Here is a 20,738-nt window from a genome sequence, read left to right as displayed (position 1 = left end):
CAGCGGTTGTTGGCGGCGGCGGCGAAGGCCGACCGGCACGACCGGGCGTTGTGGACGGCGCCGGCGAAGGCTACCGGTGCGGGAGGGAACTCGACGGCGCTGGTCGGGACGCCGGAGACGGTTGCGCAGGCGCTGTTGGACTACATCGACATCGGGGTCACGACGATCCTGATTCGGGGGTACGACCCGCTTGACGATGCGATCGATTATGGGCGGCACTTGCTTCCGCTGGTTCGGGAGGAAGTGGCGCGGCGGGACGCTGGTGCTGGTGCTGGTGGCGAGGCCGGGGCTGGAGCTGGAGCTGGAGCTGGCGCCGGTGGCGGTGGCGAGGCTGGCGCCGGTGCCGACGCTGGTGCGCTGGTCGGTGCGGCCGCCGGAGCGGAGCTGTGACGGCCGCGGAGTCGACGCACACCTGGGTGCCGGCGCCCGACGGACCCTTGGTGCGGGGGACGGTGATCCTGCTCCCCGGTCGCGGCGAGCACGGTGGTGTCTACGAGCGCTTCGGTCGGCGGCTGGCCCTGGACGCGTACGTGGTGCATGCGCTCGACAGCTCGGCGGATGACGAGCTCGGCGCCGTGTCGTACGCAGTGGGCGAACTGGTCGCCGATGCGGCTCCTGGCGTACCGGTCGTGCTGGCCGGTTCGGACACCGGTGCGCTGCAAGCTCTTGCCCTGATATTGGCCGAGCTCGGTGGCGTGAAGGTGGATGGACTGCTGCTTGTCGGGCTGCCCGACTCTGACACTGACATCCCGGCTCCGCCTTCCGATGAGGACGAAGCAGCTTGGGACCACGAACTCGCCGCGCGCACAAGCTGCCCTACCCATCGGGCCCGGCTCAGCGCCGACGTCGACTTCGGCCGAGGCAGCCTGTCGGACCCGGTCCCGTCCCATCTCGCGGCGGTCCTCTCCGGGCCTCGGCTCGAAGACGTGGCCGTCCCGGTGTTACTGCTGCACGGCGGAGCCGACTCGGTCGCTGCAGTCGACATCGCACGTGGCGTCGCGGCCCGGCTTCCCCATGCCGAGCTGGCGGTGACCACCGACGGTCGGCATGACGTGCTGAACGACATCATGCACCGGACCGTCGCAGCCGAGGTGGTGCAGTGGCTGGAACGGCTGCGCGGGGGACCGGAGCTGGCTCCTCTCATCAGCGTGGAGAGCCGGCAGAACCTCGCATTGGCCAGATGACAGAGCCCTGATGCGCTGAGTCGGCTACCGTCGTAGTGAGAGCCATCTGAATCCCGATAGGAGAGACCGCTATGAAATCTGCCTTCAAGCGCCTCGGCGGACTGGCTGCCGCGACGGGCATCGCGCTCATAGTGACCGCGGCGCCTTCCAGTGCCGCCGAGCACGGGGTCGTTTCACCGGACCCGACGGCCGTCGAGTACGCCCTCGGTGTGTCGCCGGCCGCGACCGCGATCGAGTATGGGGCCGCCTCGCCGGGCGCGACCGCGATCGAGTACGGGCTCTGACACGCACTGACTTCGCCGGGCGCCCCGAGTCGCAAGCTCGGGGCGCCCGCGCCTGCTGGTGCTTAGACGAACGCGATCCGCGTAGCGCCGACCAGGAACACCGCTGTGAGGAGGAGGAACCCGAACACCGCAGGCGGGACTCGATCCGGACGCGAGGCCTTCCCCGCCGGAAACGCAGCCGATGCCCACATCCCGCACAGGGCGAAGAAGCTGAGGAGCACGAGGAAGTAGACGGCAATCCCTCCCATACCTTGCCGCGAGTTCCGGCCCTCTGCGGTAACCAGGCTTGCCACACTGATGACCAGGATCGCGATAGTCGCCACCAAGGGCACCGCCCACCAGCGCGGAGTCCGCGGGTAGGCAGCGACCGACTCTGTGTTCTTGAGGAACATGAGACCCCCACGTTTTCCTTAGAGACGCAGCACGCTGTCCGGGTCGGCTTGGAGCACGAAGTCCTGGAACCACATATTGGCACGGGTCAGGTTGTCCTCGATAACTTGCACGGCCGACGGGTGGGCCGTGAGCCGGTCCGGAGGCAGGTCCGCGAACGCGCGATCCTCACAGATCTCGACGAGCGCTGTGAAGCCTTCCACCGTTGGCGCCAACACCGCAGTGACCACCGCGAGCCAGGCATCGTCGTCGGAGAAATCGGTGCGGACGAGCAGCGCGCCGTGGCGGTAATGAGGCAGCAGTGGAAGCGCGCGGCCCTCGTCGTCGGGAATCCGGTCGAGCCCGTGTGCCTGCTCGTACCGAGCTATGAGATCGCTCGGAATGCGACCGCGATCCGAGATCTCCACGCCGTTCCGCCTCAGCCAAGCCCGCACGGCGCGGGTGTCTACGCGGGTGTCCATCGGCTCAGGCATGCCGGGAGCCCAGCCGTCCCCGCCGACAGGCGGCCGATTCACCCGCGCGGGCGGGACCCGTCCAGGAAGATGTCCACCGCGCCCTCCGCGATCGCGTGGATGGTCTCCGGGGCGATGTCCACGTCCTGGCTCAGCAGCAGCTTCACGTGCCTGTCGGCCTTCACGATGGCCAGGAAGTACTCGACCGCCATGTCCAGGTCGCTGATCTGGAGCTCGCCGCGCGCCATGAGGCGGGAGAAGTACTCGCGGATCCTCGCGCGTGTCTCCAGACCCGCGCCCTCGACGACGAGGGCGCCGAGGTGGGGGAAGCGGCGTGCGTCGGCCACTACGGTGCGCAGGAGTTCGAGTTGCTCGCGCGAGTAGATGGCCGACAGGAAGCAGGTGGCCAGCTCGACCAGGGTCGCGCGGGTGTCGCGGGACTCCAGGTCGATGTGCTCGGCGCCCACGGCGTTGACCTCGGCGCGGCGCCCGACGACCGCCTCGAACAAGGCGTCCTTGGTGGGGAAGTTGCTGTAGACGGTGGCCTTCGCGACGCCGGCGTGAGCCGCCACGACCTGCATCGTCGTGTCGGTGTAGCCGTACCGTAAGAAGAGCTCCTCTGCGGCGGCGAGGACCTCCTCGGCCTTGCGTTGATACTCCCGAGCGGCGGCCATGATGCGTTCCAGCTCCTTTCCGATTCAGCGGACGTGGTCCGAAGCAGCCCACAGATATCCGAGTACTGCGATGGTGAGGATGGCTGTCCATTGGACATGTACCTGGTGCCACCGGGGGGCGCTCGGTGACGGGAACAGTGTGATGCTCTCCGGGAGCAGGAGTGTGACGCCGATCGCGAGCAGCAGGACGGCGACGGCGAACGGCCCGGCGACGCCGTCGAGCGAGCCGCGCAGTCGAGCTGCGGCGATAGCCAGTGCCGTGGCGTAAAGCGCTGCCGCCTCGATGCCCAGAGTCTCGAGCGGATCCGGAATTCCGGAGCTGTGGAGCGCGGAGGCGATCCACCAGGCGATGCACACCGACGCCGCCAGCGCCGGAAGCACCACCAGCGTTCGGACCAGCTGACGCACCAGGCGCGGTGTGGCGGTGGTTGCCGTCGTCGGGGCGGAAGGGTCGTCGAGCAAGAACGTCGCACCGAGCGCGGCGCACACCGCCGCCAGCCGCAGCAGCGTCACCAGCGTTCCGGGCAGCATCCGGTCGGTGAACGCGGCTGGCACACACACGATCGTCAGGCCCGTGGCGGTCGTGGCGAGAAACGGTCCCCAGTGCGTGGCTCGCACCGTCGGGCGCAGCAATGCGGCTGCGACGCGCACGGTCACAGGCATTGCTGCTCGCCATCCGAACCCTGAGCCGGAGGTGCGGGCACTCCGAGAAGTGCTGCGGCCTGCTCGATCGTCGTCGTGCGTGCCGACAGCTTGTCCCAGTGTTGAAGCACGAGGCCGCCCACCTTGTCAGCAGGCTGATCCAGCAGCGTCCACACCATCGCCAGCTCCCGCGCCGGGAGGTAGAGACCGCCCCCGAACCCGGCCTCGGTGAAGGCGACGCCGCCGCCACTGCCGTCGGCCATCGCGCGCAGGCCGGCCTTCGTGCCGGCCGTCGCCTGCGCCGCGAGCCATCCGACCAGCACGCCACGGCTCTGACACAACTCCCCGCTCACGCCCGGCCCGGACCGGCTGATCACCTCATACGCCACGCGTCCGGCCAGCCCGGTCTCCGACCAGCCGTCTCCCCACCAGGTGCCGGCCGTGAGCGCATCGGGGGTGTCGGCGGCCACGTCGTCCGCGTGCCACTGCGCCACCGGGACCGGAGGCGCGACCCCGCTGCCCGTGTTCTGCGAGCTCGCATTCGGGGCGATGATCCGCTGCCGCACGGCCAGCGGCTGCGCCGCCAGCTGGTCGGGAACCCGCCGCAGCACGCCACGCACAACGGTGTTCCAGTCGGTGACCCACGGCGAGAAGCCGGGGAACGTGCAGTAGGCGACGTTCTCAATGCGCTGACACCGCTGCTGCGAGGACGGCCGCGTGGTGGCAGCGGATCGAGCCGCCACGATCGACGCATCGGGCGGGAGCGTCTGTGCCACTCCTGCAGCGACGGTGACGGCGAGTCCTACGGCACCGGCGACAAGCAGTCCGCGCCTTCGCTCGCCGCGCATCAGGGCCGCCGTCGTGATCAGAGCGAGCAGGCCCAGGAGATAGACCAGGTGACGACCAGTGGGCCTGGTCATCAGATTCACCGGCAGCGACACGGTCCCATACAGCGGATCGCCCCCCGACGAGGCAGTGAAGGGGAGGAACCAGTCGGGCTTCCTGGAGCTCGGCGCGATCAGCGACACCGTCAGCAACGCGACGGCGGTGAGCACCACCATCAGCAGCGGCCCGACCACGACCGAGCGCGTCACGCGGCCGAGAAGGACGCCGACGGCGCCGAAGAGCAGCACGACCACCGGTCCGGTCGCGAGCTCGTCGAGGCTCACCGTGCCGACCGCCCCGGTGCGCGTGGCGAGATAGACGATGTGCACCGCGACGATCAGCGCGGTCACCATCGCCAACGGCACCAACGCGAGCAGATGCGCGGCGGTGCGCCACCGCGTCGGCAGGACCAGGACGTCGAGCGTTCCGGCCGTCCCGTGCCGATGGGACCGCAGCACGGCCAGATTGCTCTGGATCAACGCGGTCCCGCCGAGCAGCAAGGCCACCGGCATCTGGGCCAGCTGGTCGGCGTCCTGGAGAACCGGGAAGTGCACCGTGCGGGTGTCCGTGATCGCGCAGAGGACGACGAGGAGCACAACCAGCGCCAGAACGGTGCCCGGGTGACGGATCAGCCGGGCGGCCTCGAAACGGCTCAGGTGTGTCAGGGCCCTGCGCCGCGCGGCGCGATCCGACGCGGGCGGCTCGGCGGCCGGGTTCGGCCGGGCGGGGAGCGTCTGCGTCACGGCGACACCTCGTCAGCCGAACCGGGGCGCTCGATCAGCATCAGATACCCGTCTTCGAGCGTCGGATCGATCAGCTGGGCGCCGCCCGGAGGATGGCCGACGTTGCGATAGGAACCAGTCCCGGTACGCCACGCGGCCAGCGCGCCCGGCTCGCGCGCCGGGCTCGTCCAGACCCGGCCCCGCGCCAGGTCGGCGAGGTCGGTCGGGGTGCCCTCGAACAGGATCCGACCCCGGTCCAGGACGACCACCTTCCGGCAGAGCGTCATCACGTCCTCGGTCTGGTGCGTGGAGAGCAGGACCGTACGCCGCTCGCCCAGCTCGGCGATCAGCTCGCGGAACCTCAGCCGCTGCTCGGGATCCAGCCCGACGGTCGGCTCGTCGAGGACCAGCAGGTCCGGGTCGCCGACCAGCGCCGCCGCCAGCGCGACCCGCTGACGCATCCCGCCTGACAGAGCCTTGATCTTCTTGCCGCGGTGCGCGTCCAGACCGACCACGGAGAGGACCCTGCGCACTTCCTCGTGGCGCTGTCCGCGATTCGTCTGTTCCTTCAGGATCGCCACGTAATCCACGAAGGCGAAAGCCGTGAAGCTCGGATGGAAACCAGGGCTCTGAGGCAGGTAGCCGAGGCGGCGGCGCACCGCGAGCCGACCGGCCGGGCTGTGCGGATCGTGTCCGAGGACCGTCAGCTCACCCTTGTCCGGCGTCATCGCGGTCGCCACGATCCGCAGCAGCGTGGTCTTGCCCGCGCCGTTGGGACCGAGCAGCCCGGTGACCCCGTCGTGCATGTTCAGCGACACGTCGTCCAGCGCCAACGTCCGCGCGTACCGCAGCGTCAGAGCACGCGCGGCGACGGTGGGAGCGGTCATGGAGTCCTCCTGGTGACGCGGCGCGCGACGAGGTCGGGGTGGCGGTCGGACTCGAAGCGGGAGCGCAGACGCGGCAGCACGACGGCGGCCGACACACCCACGGCTGCCATGGCCAGCTGACCGCCGAGCGCGAACACCACGGACCTGCCGGTGTGGGGATGGACGGTGACCGCCAGCAGGGCGATCCAGCCCGCGGTGACCACGGCGACGGCGGTGAGCGGCCCGAGCCGCGGCGTCAACGCCAGGCTGAGCAGCGTGAGGGTGAGCGAGGGCAGAACCCAGCCGAGGGCCACCAGTCCGTACTCGGGCAGCGCCAGGGCCGCCGCGAAACTCAGCAAGCTGGTGGTGGCGAGCACGACGGCACACCGCAACAGCAGGAGCCGGAAGGTTTGCAGCGGCGCCACCAACGCGAGTTCGTAGGAGGGGTCGACGCGCGGACCGAAGGACACTGCGACGCCGGCCAGCGGGAGCAGCGGGGCCAGCGCGAGGAACACGATCGGCGTGGACACCGCGTTCGCCAGGTGCGCCGATGCCGTGCTCACCAGGAGGACCACAACGATGGACGCGAACCAGGAAAGCCTTAGCACCGGCGTGACGGCGAGCAACCTGGCCGTGGCCTCGGGGACCCCCACGCGCACCAGCAACCGTTCCAGCCGCCCGGGCACCGGCGCGTCCATCGCGGCGTCCAGACGCGACCAGCCTGCCGCGAGCTGCGCGGGATCGGCCAGCTCGGCGAGCTTCAGCCGGCACGTCTGACACGCGGTGAGATGCGCTTCGGTCGACCACAGCGACGGCGGTGTGCACTCGCCGGCGGCGTAGTGCCGCAACTCCTCCTCCGCCACATGCCACTCGCCGGGATCCACGACGGCCTCCGAACCCTGTGTCATGCCAGCTCCTGACGCAGTTGCCGCCGCGCGCGCATCGCCCTGGTCTTGACGGTGCCGACCGGGATCTCCAGCAGGACGGCCGCCTCGCGGGTGGTCAGGCCGTCCAGCACCGTCGCCTGGAGCACCGCGCGCAGCTCGGGCGAGAGCCGGGCCAGCGCGCCGCCGAGGTCGCCGTGCTCGATGCCGAGCAGGAGCTCCTGCTCGGCCGACGGCTCCTCGCGCCATCGGCCGAGCGTCAACATCCGCGCCAGGCGTTGCCGGGCGCCGTGCGCGCGCAGCGCGTCGATCAGGCGGCGCGAGCCGATCCGCCACAGCCACCCCGCGACGTCGGCGGACGCCTGCTCGTCGCGGAACCGCGCCGAACCGCTCCAGATCGCCAGGAACGTCTCCTGGACGACGTCGTCGACCAGGGAGCCGTCCGGGCAGCGATACCGCAGCCGCAGCGTCAGCCAACTCGCATGCCGCCGGTAGAACGCCTCGAAGGCGCGGCGGTCGCCCGCCGCGATCGACACGAGCAACTCGACGTCGCTGACCGCACTCACGCCCCTTCATCGGATCGGGCGCCGCGAACGGTTCACGGTCGGGGTCGGAGTTTGCGGCCGGAGTTCGCGGCTATCGTGCCGCAGCCTCCACCAGCTCCACCACGTATTCGGTGACCTCCTTGGTCCCGGCCGAGCCGCCCAGGTCCGGGGTGAGCACCGTCCCGTCGGCCAGCGCGGCGGCTATGGCGGCGTTGACATCCTCGGCGGCGTCCGGATGCCCCAGGTGCTCCAGCATCATCGCGGCGGACCAGATGGCGCCGACCGGGTTGGCGATGCCGCGCCCGGCGATGTCGGGGGCCGAGCCGTGGACGGGTTCGAACATCGAGGGGTGCGCGCGCTCGGGGTTGAGGTTCGCCGAGGGGGCGATGCCGATGCTGCCGGCCACCGCGGCGGCCAGGTCGCTGAGGATGTCGCCGAACAGGTTGCTGCCGACCACCACGTCAAAGCGGGCCGGGTCCAGGACCAGCTTGGCGGCCAGGGCGTCGATGTGCTCCTGGTCCCAGCTCACGGCCGGATGCCGGGCCGCGCGCTCGGCGACGAGTTCGTCCCAGAACGGCATCGTGTGCACGATCCCGTTGGACTTCGTCGCCGAGGTCAGCCGACCCCGGCGGCGCTCGGCCAGGGCGAAGGCGTAGTCCACGACGCGGGTCACCCCGGCGCGGGTGAACACCGCCTCCTGCACCGCCAGCTCGTCGGGGAACCCGCGGTTCATGCGGCCGCCGATCTCGCTGTACTCGCCCTCGACGTTCTCCCGCACCACCACGAAGTCCACCTCGCCGGGCAGCGCGCCGCGCACCGGGGACGGGACGCCCTCGAACACCTTGATCGGCCGCAGGTTCACGTACTGCTGGAACCCGCGCCGGATCGGGATCAGCAGGCCCCACAGCGAGACGTGGTCCGGCACCCCGGGGTAGCCGACCGCGCCCAGCAGGATCGCGTCGTGCTCGCGCAGCCGCTCCAGCCCGTCCTCCGGCATCATCGCCCCCTGGCGCAGGTAGCGCCGGCAGGACCAGTCGAACTCGGTGAACTCCCATTCCAGGCCGTGGCGGGCCCCGACGGCCTCCAGGACCCGGCGGGCGGCGGGCACGACCTCGGTGCCGATGCCGTCGCCCGGGATCAGCGCGATGCGGTGTTTCGTCATGGGCTGATTGCATCAACGCCCCGGAGAGGGCGTCCAAGACCGATCGGCGATGCTTCTGATAGGGCAGGCCTATCGGTGGTGTGCCGCCGCCAGCTCCAGGCAGGCGCGCGCCGCCGGGGTCAGCTCAGCGGTCCGGCTGACCAGCGCGACGTGCAGCGCGGCCCGCGGCTCCAGGTCGAGCACCAGCGCCCCGGTCCGCTCGGCCAGCTCCCGCCAGGCCTCGGTGACCACTGCGAACCCGACGCCGTCCAGCACCAGCGGCAGGATGGAGACCCGGTGCTCGCTCTCCACCGCGATGCCGACCTCGATCCCCTGGTGGCGCAGGCTGTCCACGAACATCCGCATCCCGGTGCCGCGCTGTCCGACGATCAGCCGGTGCCCGCTCAGCGCCGCGCAGTTCACCGGCACGCCGGCCGGGAACGGCCCGTCCGGCGGCGTGACCAGCACGAACCGCTGCTCCCAGGTGCGGTGCGTGACCACGCCGCGCTCGGCCAGCGGTCCGGGTGTGGCGACCAGCCCCAGCTCGCAGGCGCCGGTGCGGACCAGTTCGACCACGTCCCGCGGGGTGAAGGCGGCTCGGATCCGGACCACGACGTCGGGATACCGGACGGCGAACCGCTGGATGAGCGTGCTCAGCGGCTCCACGGCCTGCGAGGGCATGGCCGCGATGTCCAGCGCGCCGCCGCGCAGCGCCTGCACCGTGCCCACGCTGGCCCGCGCCAGCTCCAGGCTGCGCACCGCGGCCCGGGCCGGCTCGATCAGCGCGGTGCCGGCCTCGGTGAGGACCGCGCGGCGGCCGATCCTGTGGAACAGGTCGCTGCCCAGGTCGCGCTCCAGGGCCTGCATGGCCTGGGACAGCGACGGCTGGGACACGTACAGCGCGGTGGCGGCCCGGCTGAAGCCGCCGGAATCCACGATCGCCAGGAAGTACTCCAGCTGCCGGACGTCCATCTCGCACCGCCCTTCACCCCGCTCTTGAACCCGCTCTGAACCCGCTCTCGACCTCGCCCGCGACGCCGGTCCCGGCGGTCCCGGCGTCCCGGTTCAGCACCGCAGATAGGGCGTTCCTATCAGAGACATCACCGACGTGTCTTGGACAGGCCGCCGGACGGGTTGCTGTGATCAGGGCATGAACGACGAGCTGCTACCGGGTTTCACCGCTCGGCGCGTGGACGCCGAGGGCGTCGGGGTGAACGTGCGCGTGGCCGGCGACGGGCCGCCGTTGTTGCTGCTGCACGGCTACCCGCAGACGCACGTGATCTGGCACCGGGTCGCGCCGCTGCTGGCTTCGCGGTACACGGTGGTGCTCACCGACCTGCGCGGCTACGGCGACAGCGACAAGCCGGCGTCCGCGGCGCCGGGACACGCCGCCTACAGCAAGCGCGCCATGGCGGCCGACCAGTATCTGGTGATGCGCGAGCTGGGCTTCGAGCGCTTCGCGGTGGCCGGCCACGACCGGGGCGGCCGGGTCGCGCACCGGCTCGCGCTGGACTACGCGGACGCGGTCGCGGCGCTGGCGGTGCTGGACATCGTGCCCACCCGGCACACGTTCGCCACCGCCGACACGCACTTCGCTCTGGGGTACTACCACTGGTTCTTCCTGGCTGCCGGCAACGGCATCCCAGAGCACCTGATCGGCGCCGACCCCGGGTTCTGGGTCCGGACCCGGATGCAGGCCCGGCATCATGGCGGTACGCCGTTCCATCCCACGGCCATGGCCGAGTACGTGCGGTGCTTCTCCGATCCGGCGGCGATCCACGCTTCGTGCGAGGACTACCGGGCTGCGGCGGGCATCGATCTGGAACACGACGAGGCGGACGCGGCTGCGGGTCGGCTCGTGCAGTGTCCGGTGCTGGCGTTGTGGGGAGAGCACAGTTTCGTCGGACGGAGTTACGACGTGCTGGATGTGTGGCGCGATTACGCGAAGGTGGTCATCGGGCAGGGATTGCCGTGCGACCACTACGTGCCCGAGGAGGCGCCGGAGGCCACGGCGTCGGTGCTCGGGGAGTTCCTGGCTCGGCAGGGGTGGTCCTCATGACTGCTGCTGACAATCTCGGCACCGGTCCGGCGGCTGCCACCGAGCGCGCGGTGTCACGGCTGGCCGAGCTGGTCGGGCACGAGACTCCGTCCGGGTACGCCGCGGGCTTGCACGCGTGCTACGACCTGCTGACCGCCTGGGCTCCGGCGGGTTTGGGCACGCCGCACCGCTTGGTGCGTGACGAGGTTCCGCACCTGTTCTGGCCCAAGCGATCCGGGGCGCCCGGCGGTGTGCTGCTGCTGTGTCATGCCGATACGGTCTGGCCGTTGGGGACGCTGGCTGAACGTCCCTTCGCTCGCCAGAGCGGCCACCTGACCGGACCTGGAGCCTTCGATATGAAGGCCGGTCTGGTGATCGGGTGGGAGGCGCTTGCCTTAGCCGCCGTTCGCGGGGGCTTGGAGCACGTCAGCGTGCTGGTGACCGGGGACGAGGAGACCGGGTCTCCCACGTCTCGCGCGCTGGTCGAATCCGCTGCTGCGGACTGCGCGGCGGTGTTGGTGTTGGAGCCTGGCGAAGGTGACGCCGCCAAGGTCGCGCGTAAGGGCGTGGGCTTGTACCGGGTCGCTGTGCAGGGCCGTGCGTCGCATGCCGGGCTCGAACCCGAGGCCGGTGTCAACGCTCTGATCGAGCTGGCCAGCCAGGTGCTCGCCGTGGCCGGGCTTGGCGACGGTGACGCCGGCACGACTGTTACTCCGACTGTCGCGACTGCGGGCACCACCACCAATACGGTGCCAGAGGCTGCTGTTTTCGCCGTCGATGTGCGCGCCTGGCAGCTGACCGAGCTGCAGCGTGTCGACGCCGCGCTGCACGCCCTCGCGCCTCGGCACCCCGAGGCTCGTTTGGAGGTGTCCGGCGGTATCAACCGGGCGCCGCTGGAGCAGGCCATGTCTGATGACCTGCTGGACCTGGCACGGAAGGTATCCCGCGAGCGCGGTTTGCCGTCGTTGGGCGCGGCTCGGGTCGGCGGCGGCTCGGACGGCAACTTCACCGCCGGCTTGGGGATCCCGACGCTGGACGGCCTCGGCCCTCGCGGTGCCGGTGCGCATGCCCGTCACGAATGGGTCGCTGAGGAATCCCTGCTCGAACGCGCGGCTCTGGTCGCCGGGCTGATCGAAGCCCTGCGCTGACAGCGGGTCCCGCAGTACCCGCACCCACCATTCCCTTTCCCATCGCTCACTGACACGACCGGTATCGCTGCCCCTCACTATCGGCGCACCGGTTGAGAAGAGGTTGACAAACAATGAACCGGCAGCTGAGCAATACCCCACGCGGCATCGGCCGCATTCGCCGCACCAGTCGCATTCGCCGCACTCGCCGCACTGGGCCGGTCGCCCTTGTCGTCGCAGGCCTTTCCCTTTCCCTGGTGCTGGCCGGCTGCGGCGGTGGCTCCGCGAACCCGGCGGCCGGGTCGGCCGTGCGTACCCAGACCGCGGCTCCGGTGGCCGTGCGCCAAGGCGGCAGCCTGGTCATCGGCGCCGAGCAGGAGCCGGACTGCGCGGACTGGCTCGGCACGTGCAGTGGCGCGGTGTGGGGCGAGTACATCATGAAGAACGAGACGATCCCGCAGGTGTTCACAGTCGCCAAGCAGGGTGCCGACTGGGTGCCGGTGGCTTCGCCGCTGATGGCCGGCGAGCCGGCGATCAGCGGGGACGCGCAGCCGAAGATCACCTACCGGCTGAATCCGAAGGCGGTCTGGTCCGACGGGCAGCCGATCACCTCCGCCGACCTGAAGTACACCGCGCTGCAGGTCCGCGACGGCCAGGACATCTTCGACAAGACCGGGTACAGCCTCATCACCTCGATCGACACCCCGGACCCGCTGACCGCCGTGGTGACGCTCAGCAAGTCGTTCGGCAACTGGAAGGCGCTGTTCAGCGGCGACTACGGGGTGCTGCCGTCGCATCTGCTGGCCGGCAAGGACCGGGACGCGGTGATGAAGAACGGGTACAGCTTCAGCGGCGGGCCCTGGAAGATCGAGCAGTGGGTGCGGGGGAGCAGCGTCACGCTGGTGCCCAACGACAAGTACTGGGGTCCCAAGCCGCACCTGGACAAGGTGACGTTCCAGTTCACCGCCGACACGGCCGCGGCCTTCCAGGCGTTCCGCTCCGGGCAGTTGGACGCGCTGTATCCGTCGCCGCAGCTGGACGTCATCGACCAGATCAAGGCCGGGCTGCCGAACGCGAGCATCCAGACCGACGCGCAGTCGGGGAACCTGGAGGCGCTGTGGATGAACAACGCCAAGTTCCCGTTCGACTCCACCGCGGTGCGCCAGGCCGTGGCGTACGCCGTCGACCGCCAGGCGCTGGTGACGCGGCTGTACGGGCCGCTGGGCGTCACGAACCCGGCGCAGAGCTTCAACTCCCCGATGCTGTCGCGCTATGCGGGCACTGACTTCTCCGCCTACCACCTGGACCTGGCGAAGGTCACGGCCCTGATGACCGGCGCGGGCTGGGCGAAGAACGGCGACGGCATCTGGGCCAAGGACGGCCGCCCGGCGGCGTTCACCATCACCTCGCTGTCCGGCAACAAGCGCCGCGAGCTGATCGAGCAGGTGCTCCAGGCCCAGCTCAAGCAGGCCGGGTTCACCCTGACCATCAAGAACAGCACCGCCGCCGAACTGTTCAGCAAGACCGCCCCGGCCGGCGACTTCGACCTCGGGCTGTGGACCATCGTGGACACCTTCCCGGCCCCGACCCTGGACGCCAGCTTCGCCTCGCAGAACATCCCGGGCCCGGCCAACGGCCAGGCCGGCATCAACTTCATCCGCTCGAACTACCCCCAGCTGGACCAGCTGCTGGGCAAGGTCGCGAACACCACCGACGAGACCGCCCGCCGCCAGGCCGCGCTCGGAGCCGACACGTTCATCGCGAACAACGTGGTGTCGCTGCCGATGAGCGCGGTCCCGAACGTGCTGCTGTGGAACAAGCGCGTCGGCGGGCCGATCAGCATCAATCCTTCGGAGGGGCCTTGGTGGAACCTCGCGGAGTGGGGGCTGGTCTCGTGATGAGGCGGACGACGACTTTGCTTCTGCCGCAGCGCCAGCACGCGCAGCCGGTGCCACCGCAGCACACGCATCCGCAATCGCAGCCTGTGCCGCAGCTGCCGCATCCGGGCCCGCAACCGCTGGCACTGTCACAGCGGCTGCCCTCGCCGCTGCCGCATCAGTCCGCGCCGGTGCCTCTTCTGCCGCAGACCTGGCCGCCGCACTCGCACTCGCGGCCGCCGTCCCTGTCGCCGGCACCGCAAGCCTCGGAGGCGGCACCATGCTGACCTTCCTGGCCCGCCGCCTGGCCACCTCCGTGCCGGTCGTGATCATCGCGTCCTTCCTCTTGTTCTGGGCGGTGCGCGCGACCTTCGACCCGCTGGCCAAGCTCCGGCAGTCCCACGACCCGACCGCCCTGCCGCGTGAGACCGCCCGGCTGGGCCTGAACCGGCCGGTCCCCGTCCAGTACCTGCGGTGGATGAAGGCGTTCGTCACCGGCGACTGGGGTACCAGTACCCGCACCGGCGGTGCCGTCTCCACCATGATCGGGTCCGCGCTCGCCACGACCGCGCAGCTGGTGGTCTGGGGCGTGCTGTTCGCGGCGGTGCTGGCGTTGGCCGTCGGGCTGTACTCGGCGTCGCGGCAGTACTCCGTGGGCGACTACGGGTTCACCGCGCTGTCATATCTGGGTATTGCGATGCCAGCGTTCTGGGTCGGTCTGATCCTCATCCAGGCCCTGGCGATCTGGCCGCAGCAGCAGTTCGGCATGGCCGACCCGCCGTTCTACTTCATCGGCCTGCACTCGCCGGGCTCCCACGGCGTGAACCTGGACTACCTGCGGCATCTGGTGCTGCCGGTGCTGACCATGACCGTCGGGCTGGTGGCCGGGTGGTCGCGCTTCAGTCGGGCGGCGTTGGTGGAGTCGCTGGGTTCGGACTACGTGCGTACCGCGCGGGCCAAGGGCGTGCCGCGTCGGCGGATCCTGATCCGGCACGCGCTGCGCAACTCGCTGGCCCCGTTCGTGACGGTGGTCGCCATGGACGCCGCGCTGCTGGTCGGCGGGCTGGTGGTGACCGAGCAGATCTACTCCATCCCCGGCATGGGACGGCTGTTCCTGGACTCGATGCTGGCCGGCGACGTGTTCACCCTCGTGCCGTGGATGCTGGTGATCGCGCTCGCCATGATCCTCTTCAATCTGCTGGCGGACGCCGCGTACGCCCTGTTGGACCCCCGGGTGAATCTACGATGACCGAGACCAAGATCGGCCCCGAGATCGACACCGAGAAGGCGAGTAAGGCGGCTGACAACCGTGAGCCCAGCCAGGCGAGGATCGCCCTGCGCCGCTTTGCCCGCCACAAGGTGGCGGTCGCCGGCCTGGTCGTCCTGGCGGCCCTGACCGTCGGCTGCTTCGGCGCCAGCCTGCTCGCGCCCTACCCGCACAACGCCCAGGACCTGCTGCTCGGCGCCGCCCCGCCGTCCGGGGCGCACCTGCTCGGCACCGACGAGCTCGGCCGGGACTACCTGTCCGAGGTCATGTACGCCGGCCAGGTGTCCCTGGCCATCGGCCTCGGCGTGGGCGTGCTGTCCACGGCGCTCGGCACCCTCCTCGGCGCGGTCGCCGGGTACTTCGGCGGCTGGGTCGACGAGGTGCTCATGCGCATCACCGACCTGTTCCTCATCGTGCCCGCGATCGCGTTGCTGGCGCTGGCGATCCAGGGCCTGGGCTCCTCCCCGCCGACCATCGTGCTGGTGCTCGCCGGCATCGGCTGGACCAGCATCGCCCGCGTGGTGCGCGCCCAGGTCCTCAGCCTGCGCGAGAAGGAGTACATCGACGCGGCCCGGGTCCTCGGCGTGCCGACCCGGCGCATCCTGTGGCGGCACCTGCTGCCCAACCTGACCGGCGTGATCGTGGTCAACGTCTCGCTGGCGGTGGCCGCCTCGGTGATCCTGGAGTCGACGCTGAGCTTCCTCGGCTTCGGCGTGCAGCCGCCCCGCTCCAGCTGGGGCACCATGCTCAGCCAGGCCTCCGGCATGGTCGGCACCTCCCACTCCTACCTGCTCTATGCGCCGGGCCTGGCGATCCTGGCCACGGTGCTGGCGGTGAACTTCGTCGGCGACGGGCTGCGCGACGCCCTGGACCCGCAAGGAAGGCACTAAGGCAATGACGACAGCCGCGACGAACAACTCCGGGGGCGCGAGCAACTCTGCGCGCCCGACCGGCGCCGCAGGTCCGGCGGCCGCGCCGCTGCTGGCGGTCCGCGACCTGACCGTCCGCTACCGCTCCGAAGCCGGCCCGGTGACCGCCGTGACCGGGCTCAGCTTCGACGTAGCCGCCGGCGAAACCCTCGGCATCGTCGGCGAGTCCGGGTCCGGCAAGTCCGCCGCCTCGATGGCCATCATGGGGCTGCTGCCGTCCGGCACTGAGGTGACCGGCTCGATCCGGCTGCGCGGCGAGGAGCTGCTGACCCTGTCCGACACGCAGATGCGCGACGTCCGCGGACGCCCGATCGCGATCGTCTTCCAGGACGCGCTGTCCGCGCTGAACCCGATGATGACGGTCGGTGCCCAACTCGCCGAGGCCGTCGCCGTCCACCACCGCGACCGGAGCCGCGCCGAGCTGCACGAGCGCGCCGCCGAGCTGCTCGACCTGGTCGGCATCCCCGACCCGCGGGCACGGCTGGACCAGTACCCGCACGAGTACTCCGGCGGCATGCGCCAGCGGGCCCTGATCGCGATGTCCATCGCCAACGACCCGGAGATCCTGATCGCCGACGAGCCGACCACGGCGCTCGACGTCACCGTGCAGGCGCAGGTGCTGGAGGTGATCGAGCGCGTGCAGGAGCGCACCGACACCGCGGTCGTGCTGATCACGCACGACCTCGGCGTCGTCGCAGGCCTGGCCGACCGCGTGCTGGTGCTCTACTCCGGCACGAAGCTGGAGGAGGGCCCGGTCGACGACCTCTTCCACGCCCCCGCGCACCCCTACACCCAAGGCCTGCTGGCCGCGCTGCCGCGCGTGGACCGCAAGACGGCGCGCCTCGTGCCGATCCCGGGCCAGCCGCCGTCGCCGCACGACCGGCCGGTCGGCTGCCCGTTCGGACCGCGCTGCGCACACACCGTCGCAGGGGTCTGCGACGTGCCGCAGCTTCCGATGACGCGGGTGTCGCCCGGGCACGACAGCGCGTGCGCACGCGTCCTGGAGCTCATGGGAGCCGCACGATGACCGCCGCCGAAGCCGTGACGCAGTCGGCTGCCGCGACCGACGGCGGGCCGGCCATCGACGTCCGCGACCTGGTCGCCGAATACCACCTCAAAGGCCGCGGCCGCATGGGTCGCAGGACCCGCACGGTCCAGGCGGTGGCCGGAGTCGACCTGACGGTGCCGCGCGGCCGCACGCTCGGCCTGGTCGGGGAGACCGGCTGCGGCAAGACCACGCTGGGCCGGGTGCTGGTGAACCTGGTCCGGCCGGCCGGCGGCGAGGTCACGGTCGGCGGCATCGACGTCGCCGCGGCCCGGGGCGCCGCGTTGCGGCGGCTGCGCCGGACCGTGCAGCTGGTGTTTCAGGACCCTTATTCCTCGCTGAACCCGAAGCTCAGCGTCCGGGCCCTGCTCACCGAGCCGCTGACGGTGCACGGGCTGCACCCGGGGCGGCGCGAGGAGCGTGTGGCCGAGCTGCTGGAGCTGGTCGGCCTGGACCCGGCGCACGCCGGACGGTTCCCGCACCAGTTCTCCGGCGGGCAGCGCCAGCGCATCGGCATCGCCCGGGCCCTGGCCGTGGAGCCGCGGATCCTGGTGCTGGACGAGCCGGTGTCAGCGCTGGACGTCTCCGTGCAGGCCGGCGTGATCAACCTTCTTGAGGACCTGCAAGCAGAACTCGGGCTGAGCTACCTGTTCATCGCCCACGACCTGTCGGTGGTCCGGCAGATCAGCCACGAGGTGGCGGTGATGTATCTGGGGCGGATCGTCGAGCGGGGCCCGGCCGAGGCGCTGTACGACCGGCCCGCGCACCCTTACACCAAGGCGCTGCTGTCGGCGGTGCCGGTGCCCGATCCGCGCATCCAGCGCACCCGCAAGCGGATCGTCTTGGGCGGCGACGTGCCGAGCCCGCTCGCCCCGCCCTCCGGATGCCGGTTCCGCACGCGGTGTTGGAAGGCCACTGACATCTGCTCGACGACCGCCCCGCCCCAAATCGCCGTCCTCGGCGACCCTGACCCCGGGCACCGCGTCGCCTGCCACCACCCCGAGCCGCCCCCTTTGATCGGAGCCTGACATGCCTGACATGCCTGATATCCCCGAACCCCACTGGCACGCCTACTTCCCGCATCAGCGCCTGGTGAAGGTCCGCCGGGGCCGCGGCCTGCGGGACGTCAGCCTCCTGGTCACCGACGACACCGACGGCCTGGCGCTCGCGGTGTGGGACGCCGAAACCGACGAGGTCACCCCGATTCCGGCCGACCTCGCCGACGCCGGCGACGGCCTGGAGGCGGTCCTCGGCCGCGACGGCCTCTCGCTGCTGGCCATGCGCGACGACCACGGCTCGGAGGTCGGGCACGTCTGGCGCACCGACCTGGCCACCGGGGCGGCCGTCGACCTCACCCCGGGCCTGCCTCCGTACGTGCTGCGGGGCTTGGACGTGGCCCGCACCGGCGGACGCGTCGCCCTCACCGTGGTCACCGACGACGGCTTCGAACTCCACGTCGCCGCCGAGGGCGATGTGCCGCGGCGTCTCTACGCCTCGGCGAACGAGGCCTGGAACGGCGTGATCTCCGCCGACGGACTGTTCGCGTCCGTGGACACCACCGACCACAACCCCGGTATCCGCCGCTTCGCAGTGACCGTCCTCGCCGTCGAAGGCGCGAAGACAGTCTCAGTGCTCAGCGACGGCCCCGACGCCCCAGTGCGCGCAGTCCGCTTCTCCCCGGTCCTCGGCGACAACCGCCTCCTGGTGAGCACCGAGCGCAGCGGCTTCGCCCGACCCTGCGTCTTCAACCCGGCCAACGGCGCCCGGATCGACGTCGACGCCCCGGACCTGGCCGGCGACCTGGTGGCGCTGGACTGGTCCGACGACGCCGAGCGGCTGCTGCTGGTGCACGTCGACGCCGGCGTGCACCGGGTGCTGGAGTACGACCTGCCGACCGCCACTCTGCGCGCGGTGCCGCACCCCGAGGGCGCCTTCTTCAGCCCGGACGTCGCCGCGGCACACCTGAACCTCTTCGCCTCGCACTACGGCCCGGGCCACGGGATCCGGCTGCTGCACACGCGCTTCAACCAGCCGTTGCGACTACTGCGCCTGAACGGCGACGAGACGCGCGAGCAGACCTGGGACCTCAGCGCGGCGCCAACACCGGTCCCCGCCGGAACGCCGCTGCACTCGGCCACCGTCACCTCAGCCGACGGCACCCCCGTCCAGGTCTGGTCGGCCCGGCCGGAAGGCGCCACCGGCCCCGGCCCGCTGGTGCTGTCCGTCCACGGCGGCCCGAACATGGTCACGGTCGACGGCTACGTCCCCGAGGCACAGGCATTCCTGGCCGAGGGCATCGGCTACGCGGCCCTGAACTACCGGGGCTCGGTCACCTTCGGCCGGGACTTCCGCGAAGGCTTCCGCCCCGACATCGGCGACCGCGAGACCGAGGACATCGCCGCAGCGGTGAACTGGCTCGTGGAACAAGACATCGCCGACCCAACCAGGATCTTCATCACCGGCCACTCCTACGGCGGCTTCCTGTCACTCCTGTCCCTGGGCCGCCTCCCCGCCCTGTTCGCCGGCGCCCTGGCCTTCGTAGCACTGGCCGACTGGACCACCGCCTACCGCGACATGAACCCCGCCATCCAAGCAGCCTGGCGCGCCTTCATCGGCGGCTCCCTCGAAGAGGTCCCCGACCGCTACCGCCGAGCCTCCCCGATCACCTACATCGACCAAGTCCGCGCCCCAGCCTGGATCCGCCAAGGCCGCTACGACACCCGCACCCCACCCGCCCAGGCCTACGGCTACGCCCGAGCCCTCGAAGCGACAGGCGGCGACGTGGTCCTCGACTGGTTCCCCGGCGGCCACGAAATCACCGGCCGCGCCCACGCCATCGCCGACCACGAACGCACCCTGACACTGATCCGCGCCGCCCTCGCCGGCCAAAAGTGGGCCACAGGCCCGGTCGAACCCTGACACCCGGCGCCCCGACTTGATGCGCGGGCGCCGGAGCCCGCCGGGGCGCTCGGCGCATCGCGCGGGCGCGGTCGGCATGAGCGGCGGCGCGGCAGCCGAACCGGTGCGGCCATGCTTCCGGCGCCGGTGAGAACCGGTGCCTTGCCAGCTGCGGAAGGCGACATGCCGCGCGCTGCTGGCGACGCGGTGAGGGGGTCCGAAGGACCATGCCGGGGGTTTGGTTCTGGGTCCCTCGCCGCGTCAGCGGGCTGGTTCCGTTTACGGCGATGACGCGGCGAGGGACCCAGAACCTCGGCGACCACAAGCAGCACCGCCACCGACCAGCGCAACGCAGGCAACAGCGGATGAGAAGCCGAACAGTCACGGACCGCCGCCGAACTGCCGGACGCGCGGGTCGCCCCCTCGTCGAGGAGGCCCGCCAGAGGCCTCAACGCACCCACCAAACGCGGCAGGAAGCCGCCCACATAACGTGTGCGCAGTGACTCGGACTTACGCGTGGTCTTGCACGCGAAAACCGCCACCCGCCGACGCAGCATGCACAGACTTGGACCAGTGCGCGGTCGTGTACGCGAAAACCGGCGGCCGCCAGCGCGACCTTCGGGGCACAACCGAACTGCGTCCCCTGCGAGGCCATCCAACCATGTGCGAAGCCGTAAAAATCGCCTGTAAAACCACAGATCAACCGCACCCCCGGCGCTCTACCGATCACCCCGCCCGATACCGGCACCCACACCCCGAGCAGGAGCGCTGAAAAAGCGAACCCTGACACCCACACCGAACCGCCAACCGCCAACCGCCAGCCAGCCAGCCAACCGCCCGCCCGCTCCCCAATCCAACGGAGCCCTGGAGTAAGAACCACCCCTCCAG

General features: G+C 70.9%; 20 protein-coding genes and 1 pseudogene. 11 read left to right on the top strand and 10 right to left on the bottom strand.

Annotated elements, in window-relative coordinates; genetic code table 11:
- From GWK61_RS38055 to GWK61_RS38045, 3 genes and pseudogenes are all read left to right on the top strand, one after another.
- Positions 1–390: pseudogene (locus GWK61_RS38055) on the top strand (LLM class flavin-dependent oxidoreductase); the annotation flags it as partial.
- Complete coding sequence (locus GWK61_RS38050) at positions 387–1,184, top strand: alpha/beta hydrolase (RefSeq protein WP_194916561.1); 798 nt, start codon at positions 387–389, stop codon at positions 1,182–1,184. The pseudogene GWK61_RS38055 and the gene GWK61_RS38050, both read left to right, overlap by 4 nt.
- A 71-nt stretch (positions 1,185–1,255) precedes the next feature.
- Positions 1,256–1,468, top strand: a complete 213-nt coding sequence (locus GWK61_RS38045) for a hypothetical protein (RefSeq protein WP_194916560.1) — start codon at positions 1,256–1,258, stop codon at positions 1,466–1,468.
- Positions 1,469–1,530: 62 nt separating this feature from the next.
- Here the strand turns inward: GWK61_RS38045 and GWK61_RS38040 are convergent, their stop codons facing one another.
- The 10 genes from GWK61_RS38040 to GWK61_RS37995 form a co-directional block, all read right to left on the bottom strand.
- Positions 1,531–1,860, bottom strand: a complete 330-nt coding sequence (locus GWK61_RS38040; RefSeq protein ID WP_194916559.1) for a hypothetical protein — start codon at positions 1,858–1,860, stop codon at positions 1,531–1,533.
- An 18-nt stretch (positions 1,861–1,878) separates the two neighbouring features.
- Positions 1,879–2,331 carry a DUF6924 domain-containing protein gene (locus GWK61_RS38035; RefSeq protein WP_194916558.1) on the bottom strand — a complete coding sequence of 151 codons (453 nt, stop codon included), beginning with the start codon at positions 2,329–2,331 and terminating at the stop codon, positions 1,879–1,881.
- 38 nt (positions 2,332–2,369) lie between these two features.
- Entirely contained in the window at positions 2,370–2,984 is a 615-nt protein-coding gene (locus tag GWK61_RS38030; RefSeq protein WP_194916557.1) for a TetR/AcrR family transcriptional regulator, read from the bottom strand.
- A gap of 24 nt (positions 2,985–3,008) precedes the next feature.
- Positions 3,009–3,647 carry an ABC transporter gene (locus tag GWK61_RS38025; RefSeq protein WP_194916556.1) on the bottom strand — a complete coding sequence of 213 codons (639 nt, stop codon included), beginning with the start codon at positions 3,645–3,647 and terminating at the stop codon, positions 3,009–3,011.
- Complete coding sequence (locus GWK61_RS38020) at positions 3,638–5,254, bottom strand: hypothetical protein (RefSeq protein ID WP_194916555.1); 1,617 nt, start codon at positions 5,252–5,254, stop codon at positions 3,638–3,640. The genes GWK61_RS38025 and GWK61_RS38020 overlap by 10 nt, the downstream gene beginning before the upstream one ends.
- A complete protein-coding gene (locus tag GWK61_RS38015; RefSeq protein ID WP_194916554.1) occupies positions 5,251–6,120 on the bottom strand; it encodes an ABC transporter ATP-binding protein in 870 nt (289 codons plus the stop codon). The genes GWK61_RS38020 and GWK61_RS38015 overlap by 4 nt, the downstream gene beginning before the upstream one ends.
- The gene (locus tag GWK61_RS38010; RefSeq protein ID WP_194916553.1) at positions 6,117–7,007 is read right to left on the bottom strand and encodes a cupin domain-containing protein; all 891 of its coding nucleotides are present in this window, start codon (positions 7,005–7,007) and stop codon (positions 6,117–6,119) included. The genes GWK61_RS38015 and GWK61_RS38010 overlap by 4 nt, the downstream gene beginning before the upstream one ends.
- Entirely contained in the window at positions 7,004–7,549 is a 546-nt protein-coding gene (locus GWK61_RS38005) for an RNA polymerase sigma factor (RefSeq protein ID WP_194916552.1), read from the bottom strand. Before GWK61_RS38005 ends, GWK61_RS38010 begins: the two co-directional genes overlap by 4 nt.
- 70 nt (positions 7,550–7,619) lie before the next feature.
- Positions 7,620–8,690, bottom strand: a complete 1,071-nt coding sequence (locus GWK61_RS38000) for a tartrate dehydrogenase (protein WP_194916551.1) — start codon at positions 8,688–8,690, stop codon at positions 7,620–7,622.
- A gap of 69 nt (positions 8,691–8,759) precedes the next feature.
- On the bottom strand, positions 8,760–9,641 hold the full coding sequence (locus GWK61_RS37995; RefSeq protein WP_194916550.1) for a LysR family transcriptional regulator: 882 nt from the start codon (positions 9,639–9,641) through the stop codon (positions 8,760–8,762).
- 178 nt (positions 9,642–9,819) lie between these two features.
- On the opposite strand from GWK61_RS37995, the gene GWK61_RS37990 reads away from it, so the two are divergent.
- The 8 genes from GWK61_RS37990 (at position 9,820) to GWK61_RS37955 (ending at position 19,871) form a co-directional block, all read left to right on the top strand.
- Positions 9,820–10,728, top strand: a complete 909-nt coding sequence (locus GWK61_RS37990; protein ID WP_194916549.1) for an alpha/beta fold hydrolase — start codon at positions 9,820–9,822, stop codon at positions 10,726–10,728.
- A complete protein-coding gene (locus GWK61_RS37985; RefSeq protein WP_194916548.1) occupies positions 10,725–11,855 on the top strand; it encodes a M20/M25/M40 family metallo-hydrolase in 1,131 nt (376 codons plus the stop codon). Before GWK61_RS37990 ends, GWK61_RS37985 begins: the two co-directional genes overlap by 4 nt.
- 287 nt (positions 11,856–12,142) lie before the next feature.
- Positions 12,143–13,732, top strand: a complete 1,590-nt coding sequence (locus GWK61_RS37980) for an ABC transporter substrate-binding protein (RefSeq protein ID WP_323747940.1) — start codon at positions 12,143–12,145, stop codon at positions 13,730–13,732.
- Positions 13,733–13,991: 259 nt separating this feature from the next.
- On the top strand, positions 13,992–14,960 hold the full coding sequence (locus GWK61_RS37975; RefSeq protein ID WP_194916546.1) for an ABC transporter permease: 969 nt from the start codon (positions 13,992–13,994) through the stop codon (positions 14,958–14,960).
- Complete coding sequence (locus GWK61_RS37970) at positions 14,957–15,868, top strand: ABC transporter permease (RefSeq protein ID WP_194916545.1); 912 nt, start codon at positions 14,957–14,959, stop codon at positions 15,866–15,868. Before GWK61_RS37975 ends, GWK61_RS37970 begins: the two co-directional genes overlap by 4 nt.
- A gap of 4 nt (positions 15,869–15,872) precedes the next feature.
- The gene (locus GWK61_RS37965; RefSeq protein ID WP_194916544.1) at positions 15,873–16,934 is read left to right on the top strand and encodes an ABC transporter ATP-binding protein; all 1,062 of its coding nucleotides are present in this window, start codon (positions 15,873–15,875) and stop codon (positions 16,932–16,934) included.
- Positions 16,931–17,980, top strand: a complete 1,050-nt coding sequence (locus GWK61_RS37960; protein ID WP_194916543.1) for an ABC transporter ATP-binding protein — start codon at positions 16,931–16,933, stop codon at positions 17,978–17,980. The genes GWK61_RS37965 and GWK61_RS37960 overlap by 4 nt, the downstream gene beginning before the upstream one ends.
- A 1-nt stretch (position 17,981) precedes the next feature.
- Positions 17,982–19,871, top strand: a complete 1,890-nt coding sequence (locus tag GWK61_RS37955; protein WP_228563610.1) for a prolyl oligopeptidase family serine peptidase — start codon at positions 17,982–17,984, stop codon at positions 19,869–19,871.
- Positions 19,872–20,738: the final 867 nt, after the last annotated feature.

Origin of the sequence: Catenulispora rubra, from assembly GCF_015356825.1 — a bacterium.
Lineage (GTDB): Bacteria > Actinomycetota > Actinomycetes > Streptomycetales > Catenulisporaceae > Catenulispora > Catenulispora rubra.
This window is presented reverse-complemented; position numbering and strand designations above follow the sequence as displayed.

What these genes read in the sequence shown, in the direction of transcription:
- GWK61_RS37990 (WP_194916549.1), top strand. Translation starts at nt 9,820, where the DNA reads ATGAACGACGAGCTGCTACCGGGTTTCACCGCTCGGCGCGTGGACGCC.
- GWK61_RS38015 (WP_194916554.1), bottom strand. Translation starts at nt 6,120, where the DNA reads ATGACCGCTCCCACCGTCGCCGCGCGTGCTCTGACGCTGCGGTACGCG.
- GWK61_RS37965 (WP_194916544.1), top strand. Translation starts at nt 15,873, where the DNA reads ATGACGACAGCCGCGACGAACAACTCCGGGGGCGCGAGCAACTCTGCG.
- GWK61_RS37975 (WP_194916546.1), top strand. Translation starts at nt 13,992, where the DNA reads ATGCTGACCTTCCTGGCCCGCCGCCTGGCCACCTCCGTGCCGGTCGTG.
- GWK61_RS38000 (WP_194916551.1), bottom strand. Translation starts at nt 8,690, where the DNA reads ATGACGAAACACCGCATCGCGCTGATCCCGGGCGACGGCATCGGCACC.
- GWK61_RS37995 (WP_194916550.1), bottom strand. Translation starts at nt 9,641, where the DNA reads ATGGACGTCCGGCAGCTGGAGTACTTCCTGGCGATCGTGGATTCCGGC.
- GWK61_RS38040 (WP_194916559.1), bottom strand. Translation starts at nt 1,860, where the DNA reads ATGTTCCTCAAGAACACAGAGTCGGTCGCTGCCTACCCGCGGACTCCG.
- GWK61_RS38035 (WP_194916558.1), bottom strand. Translation starts at nt 2,331, where the DNA reads ATGCCTGAGCCGATGGACACCCGCGTAGACACCCGCGCCGTGCGGGCT.
- GWK61_RS37955 (WP_228563610.1), top strand. Translation starts at nt 17,982, where the DNA reads ATGCCTGACATGCCTGATATCCCCGAACCCCACTGGCACGCCTACTTC.
- GWK61_RS38045 (WP_194916560.1), top strand. Translation starts at nt 1,256, where the DNA reads ATGAAATCTGCCTTCAAGCGCCTCGGCGGACTGGCTGCCGCGACGGGC.
- GWK61_RS38010 (WP_194916553.1), bottom strand. Translation starts at nt 7,007, where the DNA reads ATGACACAGGGTTCGGAGGCCGTCGTGGATCCCGGCGAGTGGCATGTG.
- GWK61_RS37960 (WP_194916543.1), top strand. Translation starts at nt 16,931, where the DNA reads ATGACCGCCGCCGAAGCCGTGACGCAGTCGGCTGCCGCGACCGACGGC.
- GWK61_RS37985 (WP_194916548.1), top strand. Translation starts at nt 10,725, where the DNA reads ATGACTGCTGCTGACAATCTCGGCACCGGTCCGGCGGCTGCCACCGAG.
- GWK61_RS37970 (WP_194916545.1), top strand. Translation starts at nt 14,957, where the DNA reads ATGACCGAGACCAAGATCGGCCCCGAGATCGACACCGAGAAGGCGAGT.
- GWK61_RS38030 (WP_194916557.1), bottom strand. Translation starts at nt 2,984, where the DNA reads ATGGCCGCCGCTCGGGAGTATCAACGCAAGGCCGAGGAGGTCCTCGCC.
- GWK61_RS38025 (WP_194916556.1), bottom strand. Translation starts at nt 3,647, where the DNA reads ATGCCTGTGACCGTGCGCGTCGCAGCCGCATTGCTGCGCCCGACGGTG.